Source organism: Pseudoxanthobacter soli DSM 19599, assembly GCF_900148505.1.
Lineage (GTDB): Bacteria > Pseudomonadota > Alphaproteobacteria > Rhizobiales > Segnochrobactraceae > Pseudoxanthobacter > Pseudoxanthobacter soli.
In genome coordinates this window covers 984,055-1,004,625 of sequence record NZ_FRXO01000001.1, presented here as the reverse complement: position 1 = coordinate 1,004,625, position 20,571 = coordinate 984,055, and the positions used below count along the sequence as shown (strand labels likewise).

Below are 20,571 nucleotides of genomic sequence, written 5' to 3'. Positions count from 1 at the left end.
ACGATGATGGCCATGACAGAAACGGCTCCCGCCGCGCCGCGGCAGATTCGCCTCGTCGGTCTCATGCAGATCTGCCCACCATCCATCTGGTTGGTCGCCGGCCTGATCGCGGTGTCGCTGGCATTGGTGCCGACATTGCTTTCATCCCATTTTCAGTGGGTGATCCTGCGGCAGGCTGCCCCGGTCGGCTTTGCCATCTGCGCCCAGCTCCTGCTGATGCGGTGCAACAGCATCGACCTTTCGCTCGGCGGCATCTTTCTCCTGACGAACTACCTGACGACCAGTTCGCTCTTGTCGCAGATGAACACGGTGACGGTCGTGGCGGCGCCGCTTCTGGCCGGGATGCTGGTCGGCGGCGTCAACGGCTACTTCATCGCCGTCCGGCGCGCGTCCTCCGTGGTGGTGACGCTGGCGATGGGCACGATCCTGACCGGGCTGGTGCTCTATCTCTCCAGCGGCAATCCACCTGGGTCGGCTCATGCAGCCGTGGTTTGGCTCGGGCGCGATCGGGTGGCCGGCGTTCCCGTCGCCGTCGTCGTCTGGCTGGGCGTCATGGTCGTGATGGCGTTGTGCCTGCGCTGGCTCGTCTATGGCCGCATGGTTCGCGCCATCGGCGCCAACCCGACGGCAGCGCTGATTTCCGGCCTTCCGGTGGCGCGCACCTACTTCGCGTCGCATGTGCTGGCGGGCTTGCTCGCCGCGATCGGCGGACTGTTGCAGGCCGGCTATATCGGGATGGGCAGCGTACGGCTCGGCTTCGACGTGGTGATGGTCTCGATCGCCGGCGCGATCCTGGGCGGGGTCACCTTCGGCGGCGGACGGCGCTCGATCGTTGGGGCGGTCGCGGCAGCCTATGCGCTGATGTTCCTGATCAATCTCATGACGGCTCTGCGCTTCGCCGAACCCAGCAAGCTGATCCTGCAGGGTCTCGTCATCGCCGTGGCGGCGATCATCGCCAACCTCTCATCGCGGAACAGGGGCTGACATGGGACACGAGCAGTTCGATCACATCGTCATCGGCAGCGGTCCCGGCGGCAGCCTCGCGGCCAGCCGGCTTGTGACTGAAACAGGCGCGCGCGTCCTGCTGCTGGAGGCCGGGCCGAGGGACAAGGGCGTTCTGTTCCGAATTCCGGCCGGCTTCCTCAAGTACTACGTCACCAATCGCTTCTACTGGCCCTATGCCGGTGAACCCGAGCCGCAACTCGCCGGCCGTGCACCGCGCCTTCAGAACGGCAAGGTTCTGGGCGGCGGCAGCTCGGTCAATGCCATGGTCCACGTCCGCGGCAATCGCGGCGACTTCGACCTGTGGGAGGAAATGACGGGTGACGCGGCATGGGGGGCGGAAGCCGCCTGGCGCACCTATGCCGCCCTTGAGGCGAACGAGGTTCTGGGCGCGCCCCACCATGGCGTGAGCGGGCCGCTGCATGTCTCCAATCCCCGATACACGGACGTTCTGAGCCGCGCCTTCGTGGCGGCGGCACAGGGGGCGGGCCATGCCTTCAATGCCGATTTCAACGGCGAACGGCAGGCGGGTGTCGGCTTCTATCAGCTCAATACGCGCGACGCCCGGCGGTGGAGCGCAGTGGACGCCTTCCTGCGCCCGCTGGCTGCCGATGGCAGGCTGACCTTGCGCACCGGGGTCGAAGTGCAACGCATCCTGTTCGAGAAGGGCCGCGCCGTCGGCGTCGTGTACATCCGCGACGGCCAGCCGCACGAGGTGCGATCGCAGGGTGACATCATCCTCTCCGCGGGGGCGATCGCCTCGCCGAAGCTGCTGATGCTGTCCGGCATCGGTCCCGCCGATCACCTGCGCGCCAACGGCATTTCGGTCCTGCACGATCTGCCCGGCGTGGGCGCCAACTTCATGGATCACGTCGAGGCGCCGGTCGCCGCCTTCACCCGGGAGCCGCTGGGTTACTACAAGACCGACAGCGGCTGGCGCAGCTGGCTTGCGGGCCTGCGCTATCTCCTGTTCCGGGACGGCCCGGCCTCTTCCAACGGTGTGGAGGCCGGAGGCTTCATCCGGTCCGATGGAACGGCCGCGGAACCGGATCTTCAGCTCTTCGCGGTTCCGGGCATCTATCTCGACAAGGACACGCCGAACCCGCCGAAGGGCTACGGCATCACGCTCAACGCGTGCCTGCTGCGCCCCAAATCACGCGGCCGGATCGAACTTCGATCGGCCGATCCAGCCGACACGCCGCGCATCTTCACAAGCTTCCTCAAGGATCCGGAGGATATGGAGACCATGCTGCGCGGCCTCGGCCTCGTGCGGGAGATCCTGCGGCAGGAGCCACTCGCCTCGATGCTGCGCGCCGAGGCCCTGCCGGGTGCGGACGTGACCGGTCGCGAGGCGCTGATCCGGCACATCGGGGCGTTCGCCAAGACCGTCTACCACCCGATGGGGACCTGCCGGATGGGACGCGCCGACGATCCGATGGCCGTGGTCGACCCCGATCTGCGCCTGCGTGGGATCGATGGGCTGAGGATCGTCGATGCCTCGGTTATGCCCGGACCCATCAGCGGCAACACCGCCAGCGCCACCTATCTCGTCGCCGATACCGCCATGCGAAAGATGCTGGGCCGGAGCGCCCGCTCGGAGCGGGTCGCGGCATGAAGGAGGTCGTCGCGCTTCAGGCGGTCCCTGTGCTGGACTGCGCCAACCGCCACGGGGAGGGCATTCTGTGGAACCCCGCGGATCGCCGTGTGTGGTGGACCGATATCCACGGGCAGGGGATGTGGTGGTTTCGCCCCGATGACGGCCTTTCCGGGCGCGTCGCGCTGCCTGGCCGGCTCTGTGCGTTTGCGCCGCGGGCCCAGGGCGGCTGGATCATGGCGTTTGCGGACGGTTTGGAGCTCTGGTCGGCCGATTTCCGCTGCGAGAGCCGGATCCATGCCTTCGAGCCGGGCAACCCGCACACCCGGCTGAACGACGGCCACACCGACCGTGATGGCCGCTTCGTCGTGGGTGGGATGAATGAGGGAACCGGCGCGTTCGATTCCTCGGTCATCCGCGTCGACGCCGATCGGTCGGTGGAGGTGCTGTTCGGCGGGGTCTCGTGTGCCAATTCCATATGCTTTGCGCCCGATGGAGCGACGATGTTCTTTGCCGACTCGCCCCGGCGCCGGATCGAATCCATCGCCTATGACGATCTGGCGGCGCGCCGCGTGTTCGTCGAGATGCCGGGCATTCCCGACGGATCGTGCGTCGACGCCGAGGGCGGCCTCTGGAATGCCGTCTGGGAGGGTGCGGCCGTGATGCGCTTCGATGCGCAGGGGCGGGCGACCCACCGGATCGACCTTCCCGTGCGCCGGGCCACCTGCTGCGCCTTCGGCGGCGACGATCTGGCGACACTTTACATCACCACCTCGCAACTGGGCGCCGACGCAACGGAGCGCGCCGAGACCCCGCTGGCGGGAGGGCTGTTCGCCGCCCGCCCCGGCCTTGCCGGGCTCGCGGAGCGGCCCTTCGCCGGCTGATCGGACTGGAGATTTCACATGGACATGAAACTGAGCGGAAAGCGCGTCCTCGTCACGGGATCGGCCTCCGGTATCGGGCGGGCGACGGCAGAGACCTTTCTGGCAGAGGGTGCCGAGGTCATCCTGCACGGGCTGACCGAGGCCGAGGTGGCGGCCGTCTGCGAGCGGCTTTCCCCGCTGGGGCCCGTTTCCGGGCAGCACGCGGATCTCGGCACAGCCGAGGGCGCCGATGCGCTGATCGCCTTTGCATCCGGCCGCGGCCCGGTCGACATCCTCGTGAACAATGTCGGCATCTTCTCGGTCAAGGATTTCGCAGCGCTCACCGACGAGGATTGGTTTCACTACTTCAACGTCAACGTCATGACCGCGGTCCGCATGAGCCGCGCGCTTCTGCCGGAGATGCTGGCGCGCGGCACCGGTGCCGTCGTCAATCTCGCCTCTGAGGCCGGGGTGAAGCCGCTTCCGCAGATGATCCACTACTCCGTCACCAAGACGGCGATGATCGGACTGACCCGCGGCATGGCCGAACTGACCAAGGGCACCGCCGTCACGGTCAACGCCGTGCTGCCCGGACCGACCTGGACCGAGGGCGTCGCGGCCTATTTCGAGGGGCTGGCAGCCGCCAAGGAACAGCCCGTCGACGGCATCATCGACAACTACTTCCGCAACGACGAGCCGACCTCGCTGATCCAGCGCTTCGTGAAGGCCGAAGAGGTCGCACGCATGATCGCGTTCGTCGCGTCTTCCCCCGCCTCGAACGGTGCGGCCTACCGCATCGAGGGCGGCATCATCCGTAGCATTCTTTGACGTCAGAAAAGGGAGCCTTCCATGGCCGCCGTCACCTTCAGCCATATCGGGATTACCGTCCCGGACATCGAACGTGCCGTCGAGTTCTACTCGAAATGCTTTGATTTCTACGTGATCATGCCGCCGACAACCGTTCACCACGACGAGAGCGCCATCGGCCAGATGTGCGACGACGTCTTCGGTGAAGGCTGGGGCAGCTTCCGCATCGCCCACCTGGCCACGGGCGATGGCATCGGGATCGAGCTGTTCGAGTTCCCCACCACCGTTCAGGAAGAGCGCCCGTTCGAATATTGGCGCAAGGGCCTGTTCCACTTCTGCCTGCAGGACGAAAAACTGGAAGAGCGTGTCAAGCTGATCGAGAGCATGGGCGGTCGGCAGCGGATGCAACAGGTCCGCCACTACTATCCCGGCCAGAAGCCCTACCGCATGGTCTATGTCGAAGACCCGTTCGGAAACGTCTTCGAGCTCTACAGCCACTCGTACGAACTGACCTATTCAGCCGGCGCCTATGTTTGATCGGGTGCAGCGATGACAGCAAGACCGAAAGTCGTCATTACCGACTATGACTACGGCGACGTCGAGATCGAACGATCCATTCTCGAACCTGTCGGGGCGGAAATCGTGGCCCTGCAGGCAAAGTCGGAGGACGACCTGATCGAGGCGGCGCGCGACTGCGACGCGATCATGAACCAGTATGCCCGCGTCGGCGCACGCACCATCAGCGCCATGGAAAACTGCAAGGTGATCGCGCGCTACGGCGTGGGCGTCGATATCGTCGATGTCGCGGCGGCGGCCGAGAAGGGCATTCTCGTCACCAACGTGCGGGACTATTGCACCGAGGAAGTCGCCGATCACGCCATCAGCCTGTGGCTCGCCCTGGCGCGGGGGCTTTTTCCCTACGACCGTGCCACCCATCGCGGCATCTGGCGCTGGCAATCCGCCGCCCCGCTGCACCGGCTGCGGGGGCAGACGGTCGGCATCGTCTCCTTCGGCAGGATCGGGCAGGCGATCGCCACCCGCGCCGCGGGCTTCGGCGTCCGGATCGTGGTGTGCGATCCCTATCTCGCCCCCGGTGTCGCCGAAGCGCACGGTGCAAGGCAGGTCGACAAGGCCGAACTCCTGCGCATCTCGGACGTCGTGATGATGCAGGTGCCGATGACGGCGGAGACACGGCATTTCCTGTCCGAGGCGGAATTCCGGGCGATGAAGCCGACTGCACTGGTGATCAATACCGGGCGTGGGCCGACCATAGACAACAAGGCGCTCTACCGCGCCTTGACCGAAGGATGGATCGCCGGCGCCGGCCTCGATGACCCGGAAGAGGAGCCGGCGAAGAGAGCAGGGTGGAACCCCGCCGACAACCCGATCTTCTCCCTGCCGAACGTGATCGTCACGCCCCACGCCGCCTACTATTCCGAGGAATCCATCCGCGCCGCCCGCGAGATCGCGGCGTCGGAAGTGGCCCGTGTCCTGACCGGGCAGCCCCCTCGCAACCCCGTCAACGCCGCCGCCCTGGCACTCCGCGCCTGAGGAAGACCATGCTGAAACAATTCAACGACTTCGAGCGTCGCCCCGACCTTCTGGCCCGGTTCGACGCGGTCCTGTCCTGCTATTCCGCCGCAGCGGTGTTCGCCGACGTGCAGTACCGCACGGGCGTCATGGACAGCGGCATAAAGCCCGCCTTCCGCGCGAAGATCTGCGGGCAGGCAATCACCGTGCAACTCTCGAAAGGCGATCTCGTCGATCCGTTGCGGGCGCTGGAGATGGGCCATCCGGGCGACGTTATCGTGGTGGATGCCGGTGGCGACGTGAACACATCCGTCTGCGGCGCACTGATGGGCGGGCTCGCCCAGAATCACGGCATCCGCGGCATGGTCATCGACGGAGCCGGACGCGACACCGACGAACTCGAAGATCTGAACTGGCCGATCTGGGTGCGGGCGATCACGGCGCGCGGCACGCACACGATGTTCTCCGGCCGCAAGGAGGAGCTGTCGATCAACGTGCCCATCGCCTGTGGCGGCGTGGTGGTGAACCCGGGCGACTTCATCGTCGCCGATCTGATGGGCGTCGTGGTCGTTCCGCTCGCGCGAGCGGAAGAGGTGGTGCAACTCGCCTCGGAACAGGCGACGCGCGAGGAGCAGACACGCGCATTGGTGAAACAGGGCAAGACGGTCGAGGACCTTCTGGCCGAATTCGGACGGATCTGAACGGCGGCAGCGCGGATCGCCACGATCCGGAGACGATGTGTTGAAACCGAGCAGTCGGATCGGAGGAGACAGGCTCCCTCGGTTCAATCTGCGCCGATGTCCGTTCGCGTGAAAGCGTCGCGCGAGCGGAACACGCGATAGGTGCCCCGGCGGAGCCTTGCATAGGCTCGACCGGGGTGCCGGTGCGCGATCTTGAGGCCGCTCACACGTCGGCCGCGCGGAGACTATTGCGCTCATATCGCGCGTGTTCTCGCGCGGTTGGCCCGTCACCACTCCCGGCCTCTTCGGCATCGGCAAGAGGTTCCTGGCGATCGCGACGGCCGAAGCGTTTCGCCCGCCTTTCAACAATGCCGGGGGAAGGCGGAACCCCTCTCAAAAGCACACCTGGCTGCGGCGGGTCTCCGCATGCTCGATTGGTGGTGCGTGCCGGCTGACGACGCCGGTCAGAGAACGGTCTCTAGGTCCGAATAGATGATCGCGGCCGTCTGCGTGTAGTGCTCCTGCAGGAGAGAGACCGCGCGTTCAGTGTCCCGGTCGATGACGGCCTGGAGGATATTCGCGTGCTCGTCGCTGACCTTCCGCACCCGGAAGGCTTTCAGGATCGACATCATGCGATAGCGGTAGAGACGGTCCGCCAGTTGCTGGCAGAAGCCGATGAGCGGGCGCGAGCCGCACAGGCCGATCAGCGTGGCATGAAACGCCGCATGATGGGCCTCCCACTCCGGATTGTTCTCGAACTGCTCGTCATTGCGGGAACGCGGCGTTCGCGCCAGCCGATGATGGGCGACGAGCAACGACTCCTCCCACTCCCGGGTGGCGTTGTGCATGGATTCCCGCAGTGCGACGGCCTCGACCCAGCAACGCGTCTTGGTCAGTTCCTGCAGTTCCTCCCGGCTCACCGGCTTCACGTAGAAGCCGCGCTGCTCCATGCCGACCACGAGATCCTCGGTGGTCAGGCGATTGAGCGCCTCCCGCAGCGGCGTCTGGCCGACATTGTAGTGATCCATGAGGAAGCGCGACTGCAGCTTGCGCCCCGGTTCGAGCCGCGTGGCCAGGATGTCGGCCTTCAGCCGCTCATAGATGCTGGTCGCCATCGTCGCCGGGGCGTCCGCCTTCCGGTTGGTCAATTCGATGCTCATTGCAGTCCGTTCGCTTCGCGGGCGCTGATTTTATACACCACGCGACATCAGTCAGAAATTTATAAATTCCGGCTTTACGGAGCGATTTCTCCATATTATGGAATCCCATAAGGGAGAAACGCCATGCAACAAGCGCGGTCCGCCGATAAGAGCCGAAGCGCAAAGCCATGTCCGGGATGCGGGCTCGACGTGCATGCGCATGTGGTGCCGTCGTCCTTTCCGTCCGCCCGGCGCTCGCCGGCGCCGGCACACTGGCCGGCCATGGCCGCGCACGACGCCTGCCACGCGACGGTGACGATCGACGGGCGTCCCTATCGCACCGTGAGCGATGCCTGCTGGGTCGCCGAGCGCCGCATCGCGGCGATGGATGCGGCTGATATCGCCATGCAGGCACTGTCGCCGATGCCGGAGCTATTCAGCTACTGGATGGAAGCCAGGCCGGCGGCCGATCTCGTGCGCTACACCAATGACGTGATCGGCGCGCTGGTCGAGGAAGGCCGGGGCCGCTTCATCGGCCTTGGCGGCGTGCCGCTCCAGGATCTCGATCTTGCTGTGGACGAACTGCGCCGGCTGGTCGAGGTGCTGGGCTTCGCCGGCGTCGAGATCGGCAGCAACGTCAACGGCATCGCCATCGGCGACGCGCGGTTGGAGCCCTTCTTCGCCGAGGCGGAGAGGCTCGGCGCAGCGGTCTTCGTCCACGCGGTGCGCCCCACCGGCATGGATCGCCTGGTTGGACCTCCCCCGCTCCAGCAGGTGCTCGCCTATCCGACCGATGTCGGCCTGGCGGCCGCGTCCGCCATCACCGGCAACCTTGCGAAGAAGTTTCCCCGGCTCAGGATCGCGTTCAGCCATGGCGGCGGTACGCTTGCCATGCTCCTGCCGCGGCTCGAACAGGGTTACAGGCGCTTCCCGGCTCTGCGCGACGCCCTGCAGGCCCCTCCCGCCGAGCAGGCCCGCCGGTTCTATTTCGACTCGCTCGTCTTCGACGAGCCGACGTTGCGTCACCTGATCGCGCTGTTCGGCGAAACGCAGGTGATGATCGGCACCGACTACCCGTTCAGCTTTCAGGAGGCCGCACCGGTCGCACGCATCGAGACGGCCTTTGACGACCCGCTCCTGCGTAACCGGCTGAAATGGCAGAACGCCGCGACCTTCCTCGGACTGGAAGAGGAACCCTGATGACCGCCTTTCCCGTCACCGCCCTGCGCAGCGTGGAGATGTCGACGCCGGACCTCGTGCGGTCCATCGACTTCTACACCAAGATATGGGGGCTCGATTTCGCAGCCGAAGCCGATGGAAAAGTCTTCCTGGCCGCGACCGGCAGCGATTTCCATGTGCTGGAGCTGAAGGCCGGCGACCATCCGGCGCTGAGGAAGGTCACCTTCCGGGCGCGCTCGCATGAGGACCTTTTCGATCTCCATGCCCGGGCGCGCGCTGCGGGTTGCGTGGTGTTGCGCGAACCGGGGCCTTCGTCCGGGCCGGCGGGCGGGCAGAGCCTCGTGGTGCGCGAGCCGCAGGGCTGCTGCCTCGAATTCGTCTACGGCGACCGTCGCAAGGCCGGCAAGGTCGTGCCGGACCGACCCGAGCGCCTGGCGCACGTGAACATCAATACCGCCGACATCGACGCCCTCTCGTCTTTCTATCACGACGTCGCCGGGTTTCGCCTGACAGACCGGTCCAAGATGATGGCGTTCCTGCGCTGCAACCACGACCACCATGCGGTGGTGCTCGCGGAAGCGCCGGTCAACGGCCTCAACCACATCGCCTTTCTGGTGCCCGATATCGAATCGGTGATGCGTGCCTCGGGCCGCATGATCGACCACGGCTTCCCCATCGGCTGGGGCGTCGGGCGTCATGGGCCCGGCGACAACGTGTTCGCCTATTTCGTCGATCCGACCGGCGTCGTCATCGAATACACCGCCGAGGTGCTGCAGGTGGACGACAGCTATCGCGTCAAGGGGCCGGACGAATGGGTCTGGCCGCCCGGGCGGACCGATCACTGGGGCATCGCCCCGCCCAAGACCGAGCACTGCAAGAAGGCTCAATCGTCCGTCCCGTTCGCCGTGCCCCGCCGCGCGTGATCGACGAGGGAAGGGGAGGATTATGCGCATGAACGATCTTCGCAGAGATGAAGAGAGCTTCGATGTTCTCGTCGTCGGCTTCGGCCCGGCCGGCGCCACCGCTGCCGGCATTCTGGGACGCATGGGCCATCGCACGCTGGTCGTGGACAGGCTCGAGGGAATTTACGAAAAGCCCCGCGCCATTGCGCTCGACCATGAAATCTTCCGGCATTTCGACAATATGGGCATCGCCGAAGCGGTGGTGCCCCATGTGGCGCCCTTCACTGCATCGCAGCATTTCGGCGCCGAGGGGCAGTTGATCCGCCGGATCGACATGGTACCCGAGCCCTATCCGCTCGGCTACACGCCAAGCCTCGTGTTCACGCAGCCGCCTGTGGAAGCCGAACTGCGACGCCATGCGCAGAGCTTTCCCTCTGTCACGGTCGAGATGGGCGTCGAGCTCGTCGGCCTGTCGGACAGGGGCGGCCATGTCGAGGCGAGACTGCGCGGTGGGGATGGCGGGAGCCGCACCGTGCGAGCGCGCTACGTGCTCGGCTGCGACGGCGCATCCAGCAGCGTGCGCGAACTCGCCGGCATTCGGCTGGAGGATCTGATCTTCGACGAACCCTGGCTGGTCGTCGATGTGCTGGTGGACGACCTGGGTCTCGCGAAGCTGCCACAAACGTCCGCGCAGTTCTGCAATCCCGCGCGTCCCACCAGCTTCGTGATGGGACCGAAGAACCATCGGCGTTGGGAGATCATGCTCCTGCCGGGAGAGGACCCGCGCCGGATGGAGCAGCCGGACCAGGTGTGGGCGCTGCTGGCGCCGTGGCTGGAGCCCACGGACGGCACGCTGTGGCGTGCCGCGGCCTACCGCTTCCATGCGCTCGTTGCCGATGACTGGCGCCGCGGCCACATCCTGATCGCGGGAGATGCCGCGCACCAGCAACCACCCTTCTTCGGTCAGGGCATGTGCCAGGGTCTGCGCGATGTCACCAACGTTCTCTGGAAACTCGACCGAGTCCTGCGTGGTGCCTCGGACGAGGCTCTCCTCGACACCTACACCGCTGAGCGCAAGCAGCACGTGATCGAGCTGACCGGCAAGATCAAGGCGGTGGGGCGGTCGATATGCGAGCGCGACCCCGAGGCGGCGCGTCGCCGCGATGCGCAGGTTCTCGCCGAAGGCGGCGGGGCAGCACTCACCATCACCCGCCAGGAAATCATCCCCCCGCTCCGGGACGGCTTCATCGCGGGCGAAGACGCCCCGGCACGGGGGACGCTGTTCGTCCAGCCGCACATAAAAGCCGCCGCAGGGTGGCAGCTGCTCGACAGGGTCGCCGGTGCGGGTTGGCGCGTCATTCTGGACGGGCGCCGGGTCGCGCCCGGCTCGGTCGGTTCGCTGCCGGCGGGACTGGGTGATGTCGTCGTGAAGGCGGTCGCGCCGCCGGACCTCGCCTCGGCGGGTCAGGATCTCCTCATCGAACGCGACGGTGTCCTGGCCGACTGGTTCGACCGCCACGGCGTCGTCGGCGCGCTGATACGTCCGGATCACTACGTGTTCGGCGCCGCGCGGTCCGTGAGCGAACTCACGGGGCTCATCGAGGAAGCCGCGCGGCGCCTGGTTCCCGACCCGGCCCTCGCCGGCGCCCCGGCGCGCAGGGCAGCCGGCTGAGCCGGGCCCCATTGGTCATTTTCTGCAAGAACCTGGAGATGCAGCATGAAGCTGGCAACGGTCGCCATCGCCGGACGTGTCACATGGGGGCTCGTCGAAGCCGATCTGTTCTACGACGTCGGCGTGGCGCTGAGAGAATTTTATGCCGATCTGAAGGCTGCGATCTCCGCCGGCCTGGCAGGCGTCGCGGAGGCCAGAATCGGTGCGGCGGCGACGCCACTGACCGAGCTGACCTGGCTGCCGGTCCTGCCGAACCCGGACAAAATCCTGTGCATCGGCCTGAACTACGAAATGCATCGCCAGGAAACCGGTCGCACCGTTGTCGACAATCCCACGGTCTTTACCCGTTTCGCGAACAGCCAGACTGGGCACCTCGCCCCGATCATCCGGCCCAAAGTATCGACCGAACTGGACTATGAAGGTGAACTCGCAGTCATCATCGGCAAGAGCGGCCGCTATATCTCGCGCGATGACGCCATGAGTCATGTCGCCGGCTATTCCTGCTACAATGATGGCAGCATCCGCGACTTCCAACGTCATACGCATCAGTTTGCACCCGGGAAGAATTTTCCGGAAACCGGCGCATTCGGTCCCTGGATGATGACGCCGGACGAACTCGGCGATCTGTCCGACCTGTCCATCCAGACCCGCCTCAACGGTCAGGTGGTGCAGGAAGCCAGATTCAGTCAGATGATCTTCGATATCCCCCGGCAGATCGAATACTGCTCGTCCTTCACTCGGCTGGAGCCCGGCGATGTCATCGTCAGCGGTACGCCGGGAGGCGTCGGCGCCAAGCGGACCCCGCCCTTGTGGATGAAACCCGGCGACATCGTCGAAGTGGAAGTCGAGAACCTCGCCGTTCTCCGTAACCCCATTGTGGATGAAGTCCGCTGAGCGGCAAACCCGCGCCGATACGGTGATCAACGCACCGCATCTGAAGAACGGGTCCGCAATTACTTCCGGGAGGGAACGCCATGAACACCAGAGCCGACGTGCGGGACATCAGCGATCAATCGTCCACACAGCAGGTGACATCATCTTATCACAAGCTGGTTATCGCTTCGTCGCTGGGATCAGCGATCGAACACTATGACTTCTTCATCTATGCCTTCACCGCTCCGATCGTCTTCGACCGTTTCTTTTTCCCGAAGATGGATTCCGTGGCCAGCATGCTGGCGGTCTATGCGACCTTCGCCGTCGGGTTTGTCGCGCGGCCGCTGGGCGGGATCGTCTTCGGGCACTTCGGCGACCGCTTCGGCCGAAAGGCCATGCTGACCATCACCTTCGCCATGATGGGGGCCGCGAGCTTCATGATCGGGTGTCTGCCGAGCTATGACAGTATCGGCCTTCTGGCACCCATCTGCCTCGTGGCGCTCCGCTTCCTCCAGGGGTTCGCCTTCGGCGGCGAATACATGAACGCCGTCGCCTTGACGCTGGAAAATGCCCCATCGCGCAGACGCGGTTTCTTCGCCTCGTGGATCAACGCCTCCGGACCGGTCGGCGTGATCGCCGCGTCCGGCCTGATCGCACTTCTCGGCGTTTTCTTCAGCCAGGAAGTTTTCGCGAGCTGGGTGTGGCGGATTCCTTTCGTGTTGAGTTTCGTGCTCGTGCTTCTCGGCAGCTACATCCGACTCCAGGTCGATGAATCGACGCTGTTCAAGGCGACGCAGCGCGCGGGCCAGGGGCAGAAGGCACCGCTGCTGACCGTGCTCCGCTCCTGGAAGAAGCCTGTTCTGTTCGGATGCCTGGTCAACATGGCGCACAGCACCTTTCAATATATGAGCACTGTATTCGTACTCGGCTATGCGGTCAGAACTCTGTTGATGCCGCAATCGAGCGTCACCTTCGGCACAATGCTGGCCAATGTTCTGGAAATGTTCATGGTTCCGGTCATTGCTTATTATTCTGATCGGTTCGGTAGGCGCCCATTCATCGCGGCGGGTATCATTCTCGCGGCCCTCTGGTATCCGGTCTTCTTCCAGTTGCTGGCCACGAAGGATCCCTTGCTGCTCATCCTCGGACTGGTTGTTTCGATCGGCTTCATTCATGCGCTGATGTTCGCGCCGGAGGCCGCGTTCACCTCGGAGCTTTTTCCGACCGATGTGCGTGTCAGCGGTTCCTCTCTCGGCAAGCAACTCGGCATCATCCTGGGTGGCGGCATCGCTCCTTTGGTGGGAACGGCGCTGATAGGCTCGACAGGAAACTTCAGCAGCGTGATCGTCTACTTCGAAATCATCGCCGTTCTCGCGCTGATCGGCATTCTGTTCGCCCCGGAGGCATCGAAGAAGGCGCTATCGTGAGCGTTTAGACGCGCTCCCCGCTGATGCCGGATACTTGGAGTTCACGGGTCTGGAACCGTGTTCGGCGACGGCTCTGTGGTCGGGGCGGCAACGCCCCGCCCGCGATTGGTCCGCAGCTTCGCCTTGACCCGACGCTTGATGCCTTGGTTTGCGTGCCTCGGATTGGGCGCCTTGCCCCGGAGTTGCGGGCCTAACTCATTGCAGCCCCTTCGAGTCCGCTTCTGATTGGCGGGCCAGCCCTCGCGCGGGAGCAGGACGTCGACACAGCGACAGCCATAGTGGACGCGGGTCTCGCATACCGCCTTGATCCCGACCGCCAAGGGGCCCGGTCGAGCCGGTATGATTTGTAAGGGGCCGCCGCACGCCGGCGTGATCAGGGCAAGCTGGCCTGTTTCGGGCAGCTCATGCGTCAAATATCATCGAAGTCGAGGTGTCGTTCCGCAAAGCCTCTCTGCGGTCGCAGATCTGTGCGGTCTACATCGACCAGCACGTCGTCCGTATCAACGGATCAAGCATGGTGCTGAAGCCACCTGTGCCGCCAACCAAGCCACCCATCCGGGTGTTCGCGGTTTTGTCCGGAAGTGGCGCGCCCTAGGGGAATCGAACCCCTCTCTCCACCGTGAAAGGGTGGCGTCCTGACCGATAGACGAAGGGCGCTGGGAGAAGGGCTAGCCCTTCAAGCCGGTGCGGTGCGCGTTATAGCAGGCATTTCCAGCGGGGCAAGACGGCCCATGAATTTCGTTCTGGAAAACCTGTCTTTCCAATCGGTGCCGGCCGCGGCGCCGCCTGGAATCGTCTGCCGCCCGCCCGGCAGCCGGGCAGGCGGAGATTGAGGCTGCGCTTGGCAGCCGCGCCGCGATCACCAGTGGCCGGTGTTCGGCATCGAGGCCCAGGGCTCCGCCGGGGCGAGCGCGCCACCCTTCTGCAGGAGCTCGATGGAGATTTTGTCCGGCGAGCGGATGAACGCCATGTAGCCGTCGCGCGGCGGCCGGTTGATCGTGACGCCTTCCGCCTGAAGCCGGGCGCATGTCTCGTAGATGTCGTCGACCTCGAAGGCGAGATGGCCGAAATTGCGACCCTCGCCATAGGCCTCGGGGTCCCAGTTGTAGGTGAGTTCGAGACAGGGTGCCGCGCCGGCGCGGGCCGAGGCCTCGTCGCCCGGGGCGGCGAGGAAGACGAGCGTGTAGCGCCCCTTCTCGTTCTCGGTCCGGCGCACTTCCTTCATGCCGAACACGCGGCTGTAGAAGTCGAGCGAGGCATCGAGGTCGGAGACGCGGACCATGGTGTGGAGATAGCGCATCGGTGGGGTTTCCTCAGGATGGACTGTGTACCGCGACGGATAAGGCGGAAAGACAGGGCCGTCACCGCGCCTGCCGTGAAGCGGCGGATGCGGGGCATCCGCATCATTCGAGCCGTCGCATTCTGCGCCTGGGCGCCGCGGGGGCAAACGCCACCGGCCCCATCTCGTCTTTTAGACAGAAAGACGACGTTTGCGCGACGAAATCGGCAAGAAAACGCTGGCCGGGCCGGTTGTGGATGTTATCCTGCTTAACGGAATCCTAACCATCCGCCTTCGTGTCGAGGGGAGTGGAAAAAGTGGGGACGCAGCCGTGCAGATGGGGGTAAAGATCTCCGACGTCAATCTGCGAGACGCAGGCGTGACGTCCTCCGATTTGGCCGGTCGTGCCTGCCCTTCCGAAGGCTATGGAGACGATGCGTTCGCCGAGATGGGCGGGCAGCTGATCGAAGTCTCCGGTGTCATCAAGTGGTTCGACATCGCCAAGGGCTACGGCTTCATCGTGCCGGACAACGGCATGGCGGACGTGCTGCTGCATGTGAGCTGCCTGCGGCGGGACGGCTTCCAGACCGCCTATGAGGGCACGCGTATCGTCTGCGAGGTGCTCGACAGGCCGAAGGGGCTGCAGGCGCTGCGGGTGCTGTCGATGGACGTCTCCGAGGCCCCGCATCCGGCACAGCTTCCCCCCCAGCGCACCAATGTCCAGGTGGTGCCGACCAGCGGGCTGGAACGGGCCAAGGTGAAGTGGTTCAACCGCGTCAAGGGCTTCGGCTTCCTGACACGCGGCGAGGGAACCGAAGACATCTTCGTTCACATGGAGACGTTGCGCCGATTCGGGCTCACCGAGCTGCGGCCGGGTCAGGCGGTGCTGGTGCGATACGGCACGGGCCCGAAGGGCCTCATGGCCGCCGAAATCCGGCCCGAGAGCGGCGCCGCCATTCCCTCTTCCCACTGATATCTTCGCCGGACCAGGCGAGGCTGCAGCCGCGGATTCGCGTGCATTTATCCGGGGTTACGTCTATCTGGAGCCACTTCATTCCGGAGCGACGTCGTTCCGGAACCACGTCGGCATTGGCTCAGCCTGCGTAACGGAGCGGCGCATGGTCGCCGCCGCACCGGATACCCGGTGTCTGCCGCGTTCCAGCCCACGTCCGTGGTGAGGGCGCGATTCCCTCGCGTTGCCGCCTGCGGCGATCGCGTCCCACCCTTCAACTTTTCGAGGACATCAATTAAGCCGGTGGCGCGGCGTGACCGCGGGTTCGATTGAGGTTTCACGAAATGCGATCGCTGTCGGGTTTCGGGCGCGCCATCAAGGTTGCGCCGGCGCGGATTGTCGGCTTCTTTGCGGCGCTGGTTATCGCCGCGTCGCTCGTGATTACGGCCGTTGCGGCGGCTTCCGCGGACGAGACACTGGCGGTTTCCACCGCCAAGGGCCGTGCGACCATCACCGCCGAGATCGCGGACGATCCGGCCACCCGTGCCCACGGCCTGATGTTCCGCGAAAGCCTGCCCCAGAACCACGGTATGCTGTTCGATTTCGGTACCAGCGATGACGTGTCGTTCTGGATGAAGAACACGCCGCTGTCGCTCGACATGATCTTCATCCGCGAAGACGGCACGGTCGCGCGCGTCGTTCCGAACACCGTGCCCTATTCGACCACGGCGATTCCCTCCGGCGATCCGGTTCGCTTCGTGCTGGAACTGGAGGCCGGAAGCGCTCGCCGGCTCGGTATCGTGGCCGGCACCCGTCTGACGGGGCCTCGCTTCGCGGCCGACGGACAATGAGGGTTAAGTCGTCCAAGCGGCGGGGCTTGCGATGATTGCGCCGCCCGGCGGGATGGCCTATCTAGGGCGCGGGCCGGGAGATTTCCGGTCCGCTGGTCACGGGGCATAGCTCAGCCTGGTGGAGCACCGGTTTTGGGAACCGGGGGTCGCAAGTTCGAATCTTGCTGCCCCGACCAGTCCGCGGGCCTCTTTGGTGTCTCGCAGATTCCGGGCGGAACCATACGAGCTCCGATGAATTTTTGCCCTGTTTCGCGTGTTTCTCGCGCCAATGTGTTTCGGCCGGATCGATCCGGAATCGGCAGGATGCGGCCCTCTACGAGATGAAGCTCTCGAATCGTGCCGCACCTGCCGCGATGGCATCCTCGTATAAGGGCGCCATCGTTCGGTCGACCGGGCCGGCGCGGGGCGGGCTTGCGCGCTTCTTGGTCGCGTTGCGGTCGGGGGCGTTCGATCCCATAACAGGGCGAACGCGACGGAGTCGCCTTTTTGACGTTTCGGAGGAACCGCGGCCATGGTCGCACGCATCTACAAGCCGGCGCGCAACGCCATGCAATCGGGGCGCGCGCGGACGCATCGCTGGGTGCTCGATTTCGAGCCTTCGGAGCCGAGGACGGTCGAGCCGCTGATGGGCTGGACCTCGACGTCGGACGTGAACGGCTTCGTGCGGCTGAATTTCGCCACCAAGGAAGAAGCGGTCGCCTATGCCGAGCGCTACGGCATCGCCTACCAGGTCGCCGAACCCCACGAGGCCGCGGCGAAGAAGATCTCCTATTCCGACAATTTCCGCTCGGACCGCGTCGCGCCCTGGACCCATTGAGGTCGGCCCGGAGGCATCGCCTCCGGGACAGAAGCCGGGCCAGAGGCCGCCGCAGCCGCTTTAAGGCGCGCGGCCTGTGGACCGGACACCGGTACGAAGCCGGAATTCAACACAGCCGCAGCGAAGACGACCGGCTTATCGCGACCTGAGGTTCGCGGGTCTGGTATCTGGTGGCCGGTCGATCCGCAGCGTCTGCAAGGTCAGGGCGTCGTCGGGATGGACGAAGCGGGCCTTGTTGTGCCATTGCATCTTGCGCGCACGGCCTCTCGGTGTCCGCGCCGCTTGGCCCCGTAGCTCAGATGGATAGAGCACCAGCCTTCTAAGCTGATGGTCGCAGGTTCGAGTCCTGCCGGGGTCGCCAAAAGCCTTTATAATCAAAGGTTTGCGTCAGTTTGCATCGATGCGGCCGTTCGTGGTGCGCGAGGCGGCACTCTGCGCGAGCAACGGGCGGCGCCCCGTCGACAGCCGCCGTTGCCATGTGCGCAATTCCCCGTCCTCTGAAAGCCCTGCGAGCTGAAGAATGGCTCGGCCGGGTATATCCATGATACGGCGGATGGCGCGCAAATCGCCGGGCCGACAGCATGTTCCGGCTGTTCTGTCGGCCCGGGTGACGAACGTTCAGCGGGCGGGGTTCACTGCGGGCCGCAATTTGCGGGCAGAGAAGACCTGAAGCCCGGCCGCGACAAGCGCAAAGAGCGTGCCGAGCACGCTGACCGGCAGCCATCCCCCGGCATTCCACGCCAGTGTCGCCGTCGCGGAGCCGATGGAGCCGCCGAGAAACATCGTCCCCATCAGCACGGTGTTGAGCCGGGCACGCGCTTGAGGCCGCAGTGCGAACACGATGTGCTGGTTCGAGACGAGTGCGCTCTGGATGCCGAAATCGAGCAGGATGACGCCGACGATCAGGCCCGTCATCGATGTCCAGACGCCGAATACGACCCACGAGGCGAGGGTGACGATCGCGCCGATCACGACCACGCGGGACGGGCCACGCTTGTCGGCGAAACGCCCCGCGAGCGGTGCCGCCAGGATGCCGACGGCTCCGACAAGACCGAACAGGCCGGCGACCTCCGCGCCGTAGCCGAACCGGGGTTCGGCCAGGCGGAAGGCGAGGATCGTCCAGAACACCGTGAAGGCGGCGAACAGCGCGGATTGTGTCAGCGCCGCAAGCCGCAGGGCGGGAAATTCACGCCACAGATGCCAGATCGAATGCAGCAGGCGCGGATAGCTCATCTTCGAATCCGGGGCGCTGTGCGGCAGCACCGCGGCCATCAACCCGGCGGCCGCAAGCGACATCGGCACCGCCAGCCAGAACATCTCGCGCCAGCCGCCATGGCTCGCGATGAAACCCGCGAGCGTGCGGCTGAGCAGGATACCGGTGAGAAGCCCGGCCATGACGGTGCCCACCGTCGCGCCCCGCTTCGCCGGGGGCGCATGGTGGGCGGCGAACGGCACGATCTGCTGCGCCACGGTCGCCACGAGGCCGACGATGAGCGACGCGGCGATGAGGAGCGCGGCGTTCGGCGCGATCGCCGCCAGCGCCAGCGCCGCGGCCAGCAGCAGGAACTGCACCACGATGAGCCGGCGCCGCTCGACGAGATCGCCGAGGGGCACGAGCAGGAACAGTCCGACCGCGTAGCCGAGCTGCGTGGCGGTGGGAATCGCGCCCGTCAATGGACCCGGCAGGTCCTGCTCGATCAGTTCGAGCATCGGCTGGTTGTAGTAGATATTGGCGACGGCCAGGCCGGCGGCGGCGGCCATTGAGAACGTCGCCACCGCGCCGAGCGCGGGGCCGGCGTGTCCGCCGCTGGCTGCATTGTGCTTCGTGGTCATCTCTGCACCGTTGTCTGGGGTCGGTCGCTGCGGGCGCGAAGGCCTGCTTCATGTTCAAGAATGGCGATCAGGCTCTCCGCGTCGCGAGGGCCGTCGTAGCGCAGGCCGTTGACGAACAGGGACGGTGTGCCGTTGACGCCGCCGTGCAGGCCCCCGTCGAAATCCCGGCGGATCCTGTCGTCGTAACGGCCGTCGAAGCCTGCGAGCAGCAAGGCGCGGTCGATGCCGAGCTGCGTGCCGTAGCGCACGAGATCGGCGTCTTCGAGCGCGTCCTGATGCTCGTAGAGCATATCGTGCGCCTCCCAGAAGCGCCCTGCCGCGGCGGCGGCTTCGGCGAACCGGGCCGCGTTGCCGGCATGGGGGTGCATGTCGGTCAGCGGGAAATTGCGGAACACGAACCGCAGCCGCGCACCGAGCGCCGTCTGCACGGCCTTCAGCACCGGGTAGGCTTCACCGCAATAGGGGCATTCATAGTCGCCGTACTCGACCAGAGTGATGGGCGCATCATCCGGGCCCGCGCGGTGGTCGGCAGCGCCGACAGGGGGAATGGCGTGGCTCATGCTTCGGCTCCCTCGCTTCGGGCGGGTGCGGCGATCGCCTCAAGCGCGTCGAGAATGCCGTCGGCGCCCGGATTGATGCCGAGGGGCGAGACATGGTTCCAGCGGACGACGCCTTCGGCGTCCAGAACGAACAGCGCGCGCTCGGAAATGCCGTCGGCGGCGCGATAGACACCATAGAGGCGTGCGACGCGGCCCTTCGGTTCGAAGTCCGCGAGCAGCGGGAAATGCAGCTTGCGCGCCTCGGCGAACGCCGCGTGGCACCAGACGCCGTCGGTGGAAATCCCCACGAGCTGTGCGCCGAGCCGCTGAAACTCTGGCAGCACCTGGTTGTAGAGGCCCATCTGATCGCCGCAGACCGGGCTCCAGTCGGCCGGATAGAACGCGAGAATGACGGGGCTGCCCCGGAGATCCGATAGCGAGAGCTTCTGATCTGGGGTGGCCGAGAGCGTGAACTCGGGCGCCCGCTCGCCGGGTTGGATCGGACCGTTCGGCCCTGATTGCGATTGATCGGTCATCTCCATCTCTCCTCGTGGCATCTGCGCGTCGTCATGACCGGCTGGACGGCCCGCCTGGCATCGAACGCCGTGGCGGCAGCAAAGGGAGGGGGGCAG

At 65.6% G+C, this 20,571-nt stretch carries 20 protein-coding genes, 3 tRNA genes and 1 pseudogene; 17 read left to right on the top strand and 7 right to left on the bottom strand.

Annotated features, from left to right (window positions below):
• Positions 1-6 precede the first annotated feature (6 nt).
• Genes BUF17_RS04245 through BUF17_RS04215 form a run of 7 tightly spaced genes read left to right on the top strand, consistent with a single transcriptional unit; the run spans position 7 to position 6,497 of the window.
• The gene (locus BUF17_RS04245; RefSeq protein ID WP_073625872.1) at positions 7-984 is read left to right on the top strand and encodes an ABC transporter permease; all 978 of its coding nucleotides are present in this window, start codon (positions 7-9) and stop codon (positions 982-984) included.
• 1 nt (position 985) lies between these two features.
• Complete coding sequence (locus tag BUF17_RS04240; RefSeq protein ID WP_073625871.1) at positions 986-2,617, top strand: GMC family oxidoreductase; 1,632 nt, start codon at positions 986-988, stop codon at positions 2,615-2,617.
• A complete protein-coding gene (locus tag BUF17_RS04235; protein ID WP_073625870.1) occupies positions 2,614-3,480 on the top strand; it encodes an SMP-30/gluconolactonase/LRE family protein in 867 nt (288 codons plus the stop codon). The genes BUF17_RS04240 and BUF17_RS04235 overlap by 4 nt, the downstream gene beginning before the upstream one ends.
• 18 nt (positions 3,481-3,498) lie before the next feature.
• Positions 3,499-4,287, top strand: coding sequence for an SDR family NAD(P)-dependent oxidoreductase (locus BUF17_RS04230; protein ID WP_073625869.1), 789 nt, complete (start codon positions 3,499-3,501; stop codon positions 4,285-4,287).
• A gap of 21 nt (positions 4,288-4,308) precedes the next feature.
• Positions 4,309-4,803: a VOC family protein gene (locus BUF17_RS04225; RefSeq protein WP_073625868.1), complete on the top strand. Its 495-nt coding sequence runs from the start codon at positions 4,309-4,311 to the stop codon at positions 4,801-4,803.
• 12 nt (positions 4,804-4,815) lie between these two features.
• A complete protein-coding gene (locus BUF17_RS04220) occupies positions 4,816-5,817 on the top strand; it encodes a C-terminal binding protein (RefSeq protein ID WP_073625867.1) in 1,002 nt (333 codons plus the stop codon).
• A gap of 8 nt (positions 5,818-5,825) precedes the next feature.
• Entirely contained in the window at positions 5,826-6,497 is a 672-nt protein-coding gene (locus BUF17_RS04215; RefSeq protein WP_073625866.1) for an RraA family protein, read from the top strand.
• Between the two features lie 443 nt (positions 6,498-6,940).
• Here the strand turns inward: BUF17_RS04215 and BUF17_RS04210 are convergent, their stop codons facing one another.
• On the bottom strand, positions 6,941-7,636 hold the full coding sequence (locus BUF17_RS04210; RefSeq protein ID WP_073625865.1) for a GntR family transcriptional regulator: 696 nt from the start codon (positions 7,634-7,636) through the stop codon (positions 6,941-6,943).
• A gap of 123 nt (positions 7,637-7,759) precedes the next feature.
• Here BUF17_RS04210 and BUF17_RS04205 point away from each other — a divergent pair, with 123 nt between their 5' ends.
• The 5 genes from BUF17_RS04205 to BUF17_RS04185 all read left to right on the top strand — a co-directional run bounded on the left by BUF17_RS04205 (position 7,760) and on the right by BUF17_RS04185 (position 13,668).
• A complete protein-coding gene (locus tag BUF17_RS04205; RefSeq protein ID WP_073625864.1) occupies positions 7,760-8,815 on the top strand; it encodes an amidohydrolase family protein in 1,056 nt (351 codons plus the stop codon).
• Complete coding sequence (locus BUF17_RS04200; RefSeq protein ID WP_073625863.1) at positions 8,815-9,717, top strand: VOC family protein; 903 nt, start codon at positions 8,815-8,817, stop codon at positions 9,715-9,717. The genes BUF17_RS04205 and BUF17_RS04200 overlap by 1 nt, the downstream gene beginning before the upstream one ends.
• 28 nt (positions 9,718-9,745) lie before the next feature.
• The gene (locus BUF17_RS04195) at positions 9,746-11,368 is read left to right on the top strand and encodes a bifunctional 3-(3-hydroxy-phenyl)propionate/3-hydroxycinnamic acid hydroxylase (protein WP_073626075.1); all 1,623 of its coding nucleotides are present in this window, start codon (positions 9,746-9,748) and stop codon (positions 11,366-11,368) included.
• A gap of 45 nt (positions 11,369-11,413) precedes the next feature.
• On the top strand, positions 11,414-12,262 hold the full coding sequence (locus tag BUF17_RS04190; RefSeq protein WP_073625862.1) for a fumarylacetoacetate hydrolase family protein: 849 nt from the start codon (positions 11,414-11,416) through the stop codon (positions 12,260-12,262).
• Between the two features lie 80 nt (positions 12,263-12,342).
• A complete protein-coding gene (locus BUF17_RS04185) occupies positions 12,343-13,668 on the top strand; it encodes an MFS transporter (protein ID WP_073625861.1) in 1,326 nt (441 codons plus the stop codon).
• Between the two features lie 101 nt (positions 13,669-13,769).
• Here BUF17_RS04185 and BUF17_RS23170 read toward each other — a convergent pair.
• From BUF17_RS23170 to gloA, 3 genes and pseudogenes are all read right to left on the bottom strand, one after another.
• Positions 13,770-14,000 (bottom strand): annotated as a pseudogene (locus BUF17_RS23170) (hypothetical protein); the annotation flags it as partial.
• Between the two features lie 250 nt (positions 14,001-14,250).
• Positions 14,251-14,325, bottom strand: a tRNA-Glu gene (locus BUF17_RS04180).
• A gap of 202 nt (positions 14,326-14,527) precedes the next feature.
• The gene (gene gloA, locus BUF17_RS04175) at positions 14,528-14,968 is read right to left on the bottom strand and encodes a lactoylglutathione lyase (protein ID WP_073625860.1); all 441 of its coding nucleotides are present in this window, start codon (positions 14,966-14,968) and stop codon (positions 14,528-14,530) included.
• A 427-nt stretch (positions 14,969-15,395) separates the two neighbouring features.
• Between gloA and BUF17_RS04170 the strand changes: the two genes are divergently transcribed.
• From BUF17_RS04170 to BUF17_RS04150, 5 genes are all read left to right on the top strand, one after another.
• A complete protein-coding gene (locus BUF17_RS04170) occupies positions 15,396-15,920 on the top strand; it encodes a cold-shock protein (protein WP_073626073.1) in 525 nt (174 codons plus the stop codon).
• A 323-nt stretch (positions 15,921-16,243) separates the two neighbouring features.
• Positions 16,244-16,750 (top strand): DUF192 domain-containing protein, encoded by a 507-nt coding sequence (locus BUF17_RS04165; protein ID WP_084563904.1) that lies wholly within the window; start codon positions 16,244-16,246, stop codon positions 16,748-16,750.
• 99 nt (positions 16,751-16,849) lie between these two features.
• Positions 16,850-16,926: transfer RNA gene (locus BUF17_RS04160), tRNA-Pro, on the top strand.
• Positions 16,927-17,261: 335 nt separating this feature from the next.
• A complete protein-coding gene (locus tag BUF17_RS04155; protein WP_073625859.1) occupies positions 17,262-17,567 on the top strand; it encodes an ETC complex I subunit in 306 nt (101 codons plus the stop codon).
• 284 nt (positions 17,568-17,851) lie between these two features.
• Positions 17,852-17,928, top strand: a tRNA-Arg gene (locus tag BUF17_RS04150).
• 257 nt (positions 17,929-18,185) lie between these two features.
• On the opposite strand, the gene BUF17_RS04145 is transcribed toward BUF17_RS04150, so the two are convergent.
• The 3 genes from BUF17_RS04145 to BUF17_RS04135 are packed head-to-tail and all read right to left on the bottom strand — an operon-like array spanning position 18,186 to position 20,481.
• Positions 18,186-19,400: an MFS transporter gene (locus BUF17_RS04145; RefSeq protein WP_073625858.1), complete on the bottom strand. Its 1,215-nt coding sequence runs from the start codon at positions 19,398-19,400 to the stop codon at positions 18,186-18,188.
• Positions 19,397-19,960: a DsbA family protein gene (locus BUF17_RS04140; protein ID WP_073625857.1), complete on the bottom strand. Its 564-nt coding sequence runs from the start codon at positions 19,958-19,960 to the stop codon at positions 19,397-19,399. The genes BUF17_RS04145 and BUF17_RS04140 overlap by 4 nt, the downstream gene beginning before the upstream one ends.
• On the bottom strand, positions 19,957-20,481 hold the full coding sequence (locus BUF17_RS04135; RefSeq protein WP_073625856.1) for a redoxin domain-containing protein: 525 nt from the start codon (positions 20,479-20,481) through the stop codon (positions 19,957-19,959). Before BUF17_RS04135 ends, BUF17_RS04140 begins: the two co-directional genes overlap by 4 nt.
• Positions 20,482-20,571 lie beyond the last annotated feature (90 nt).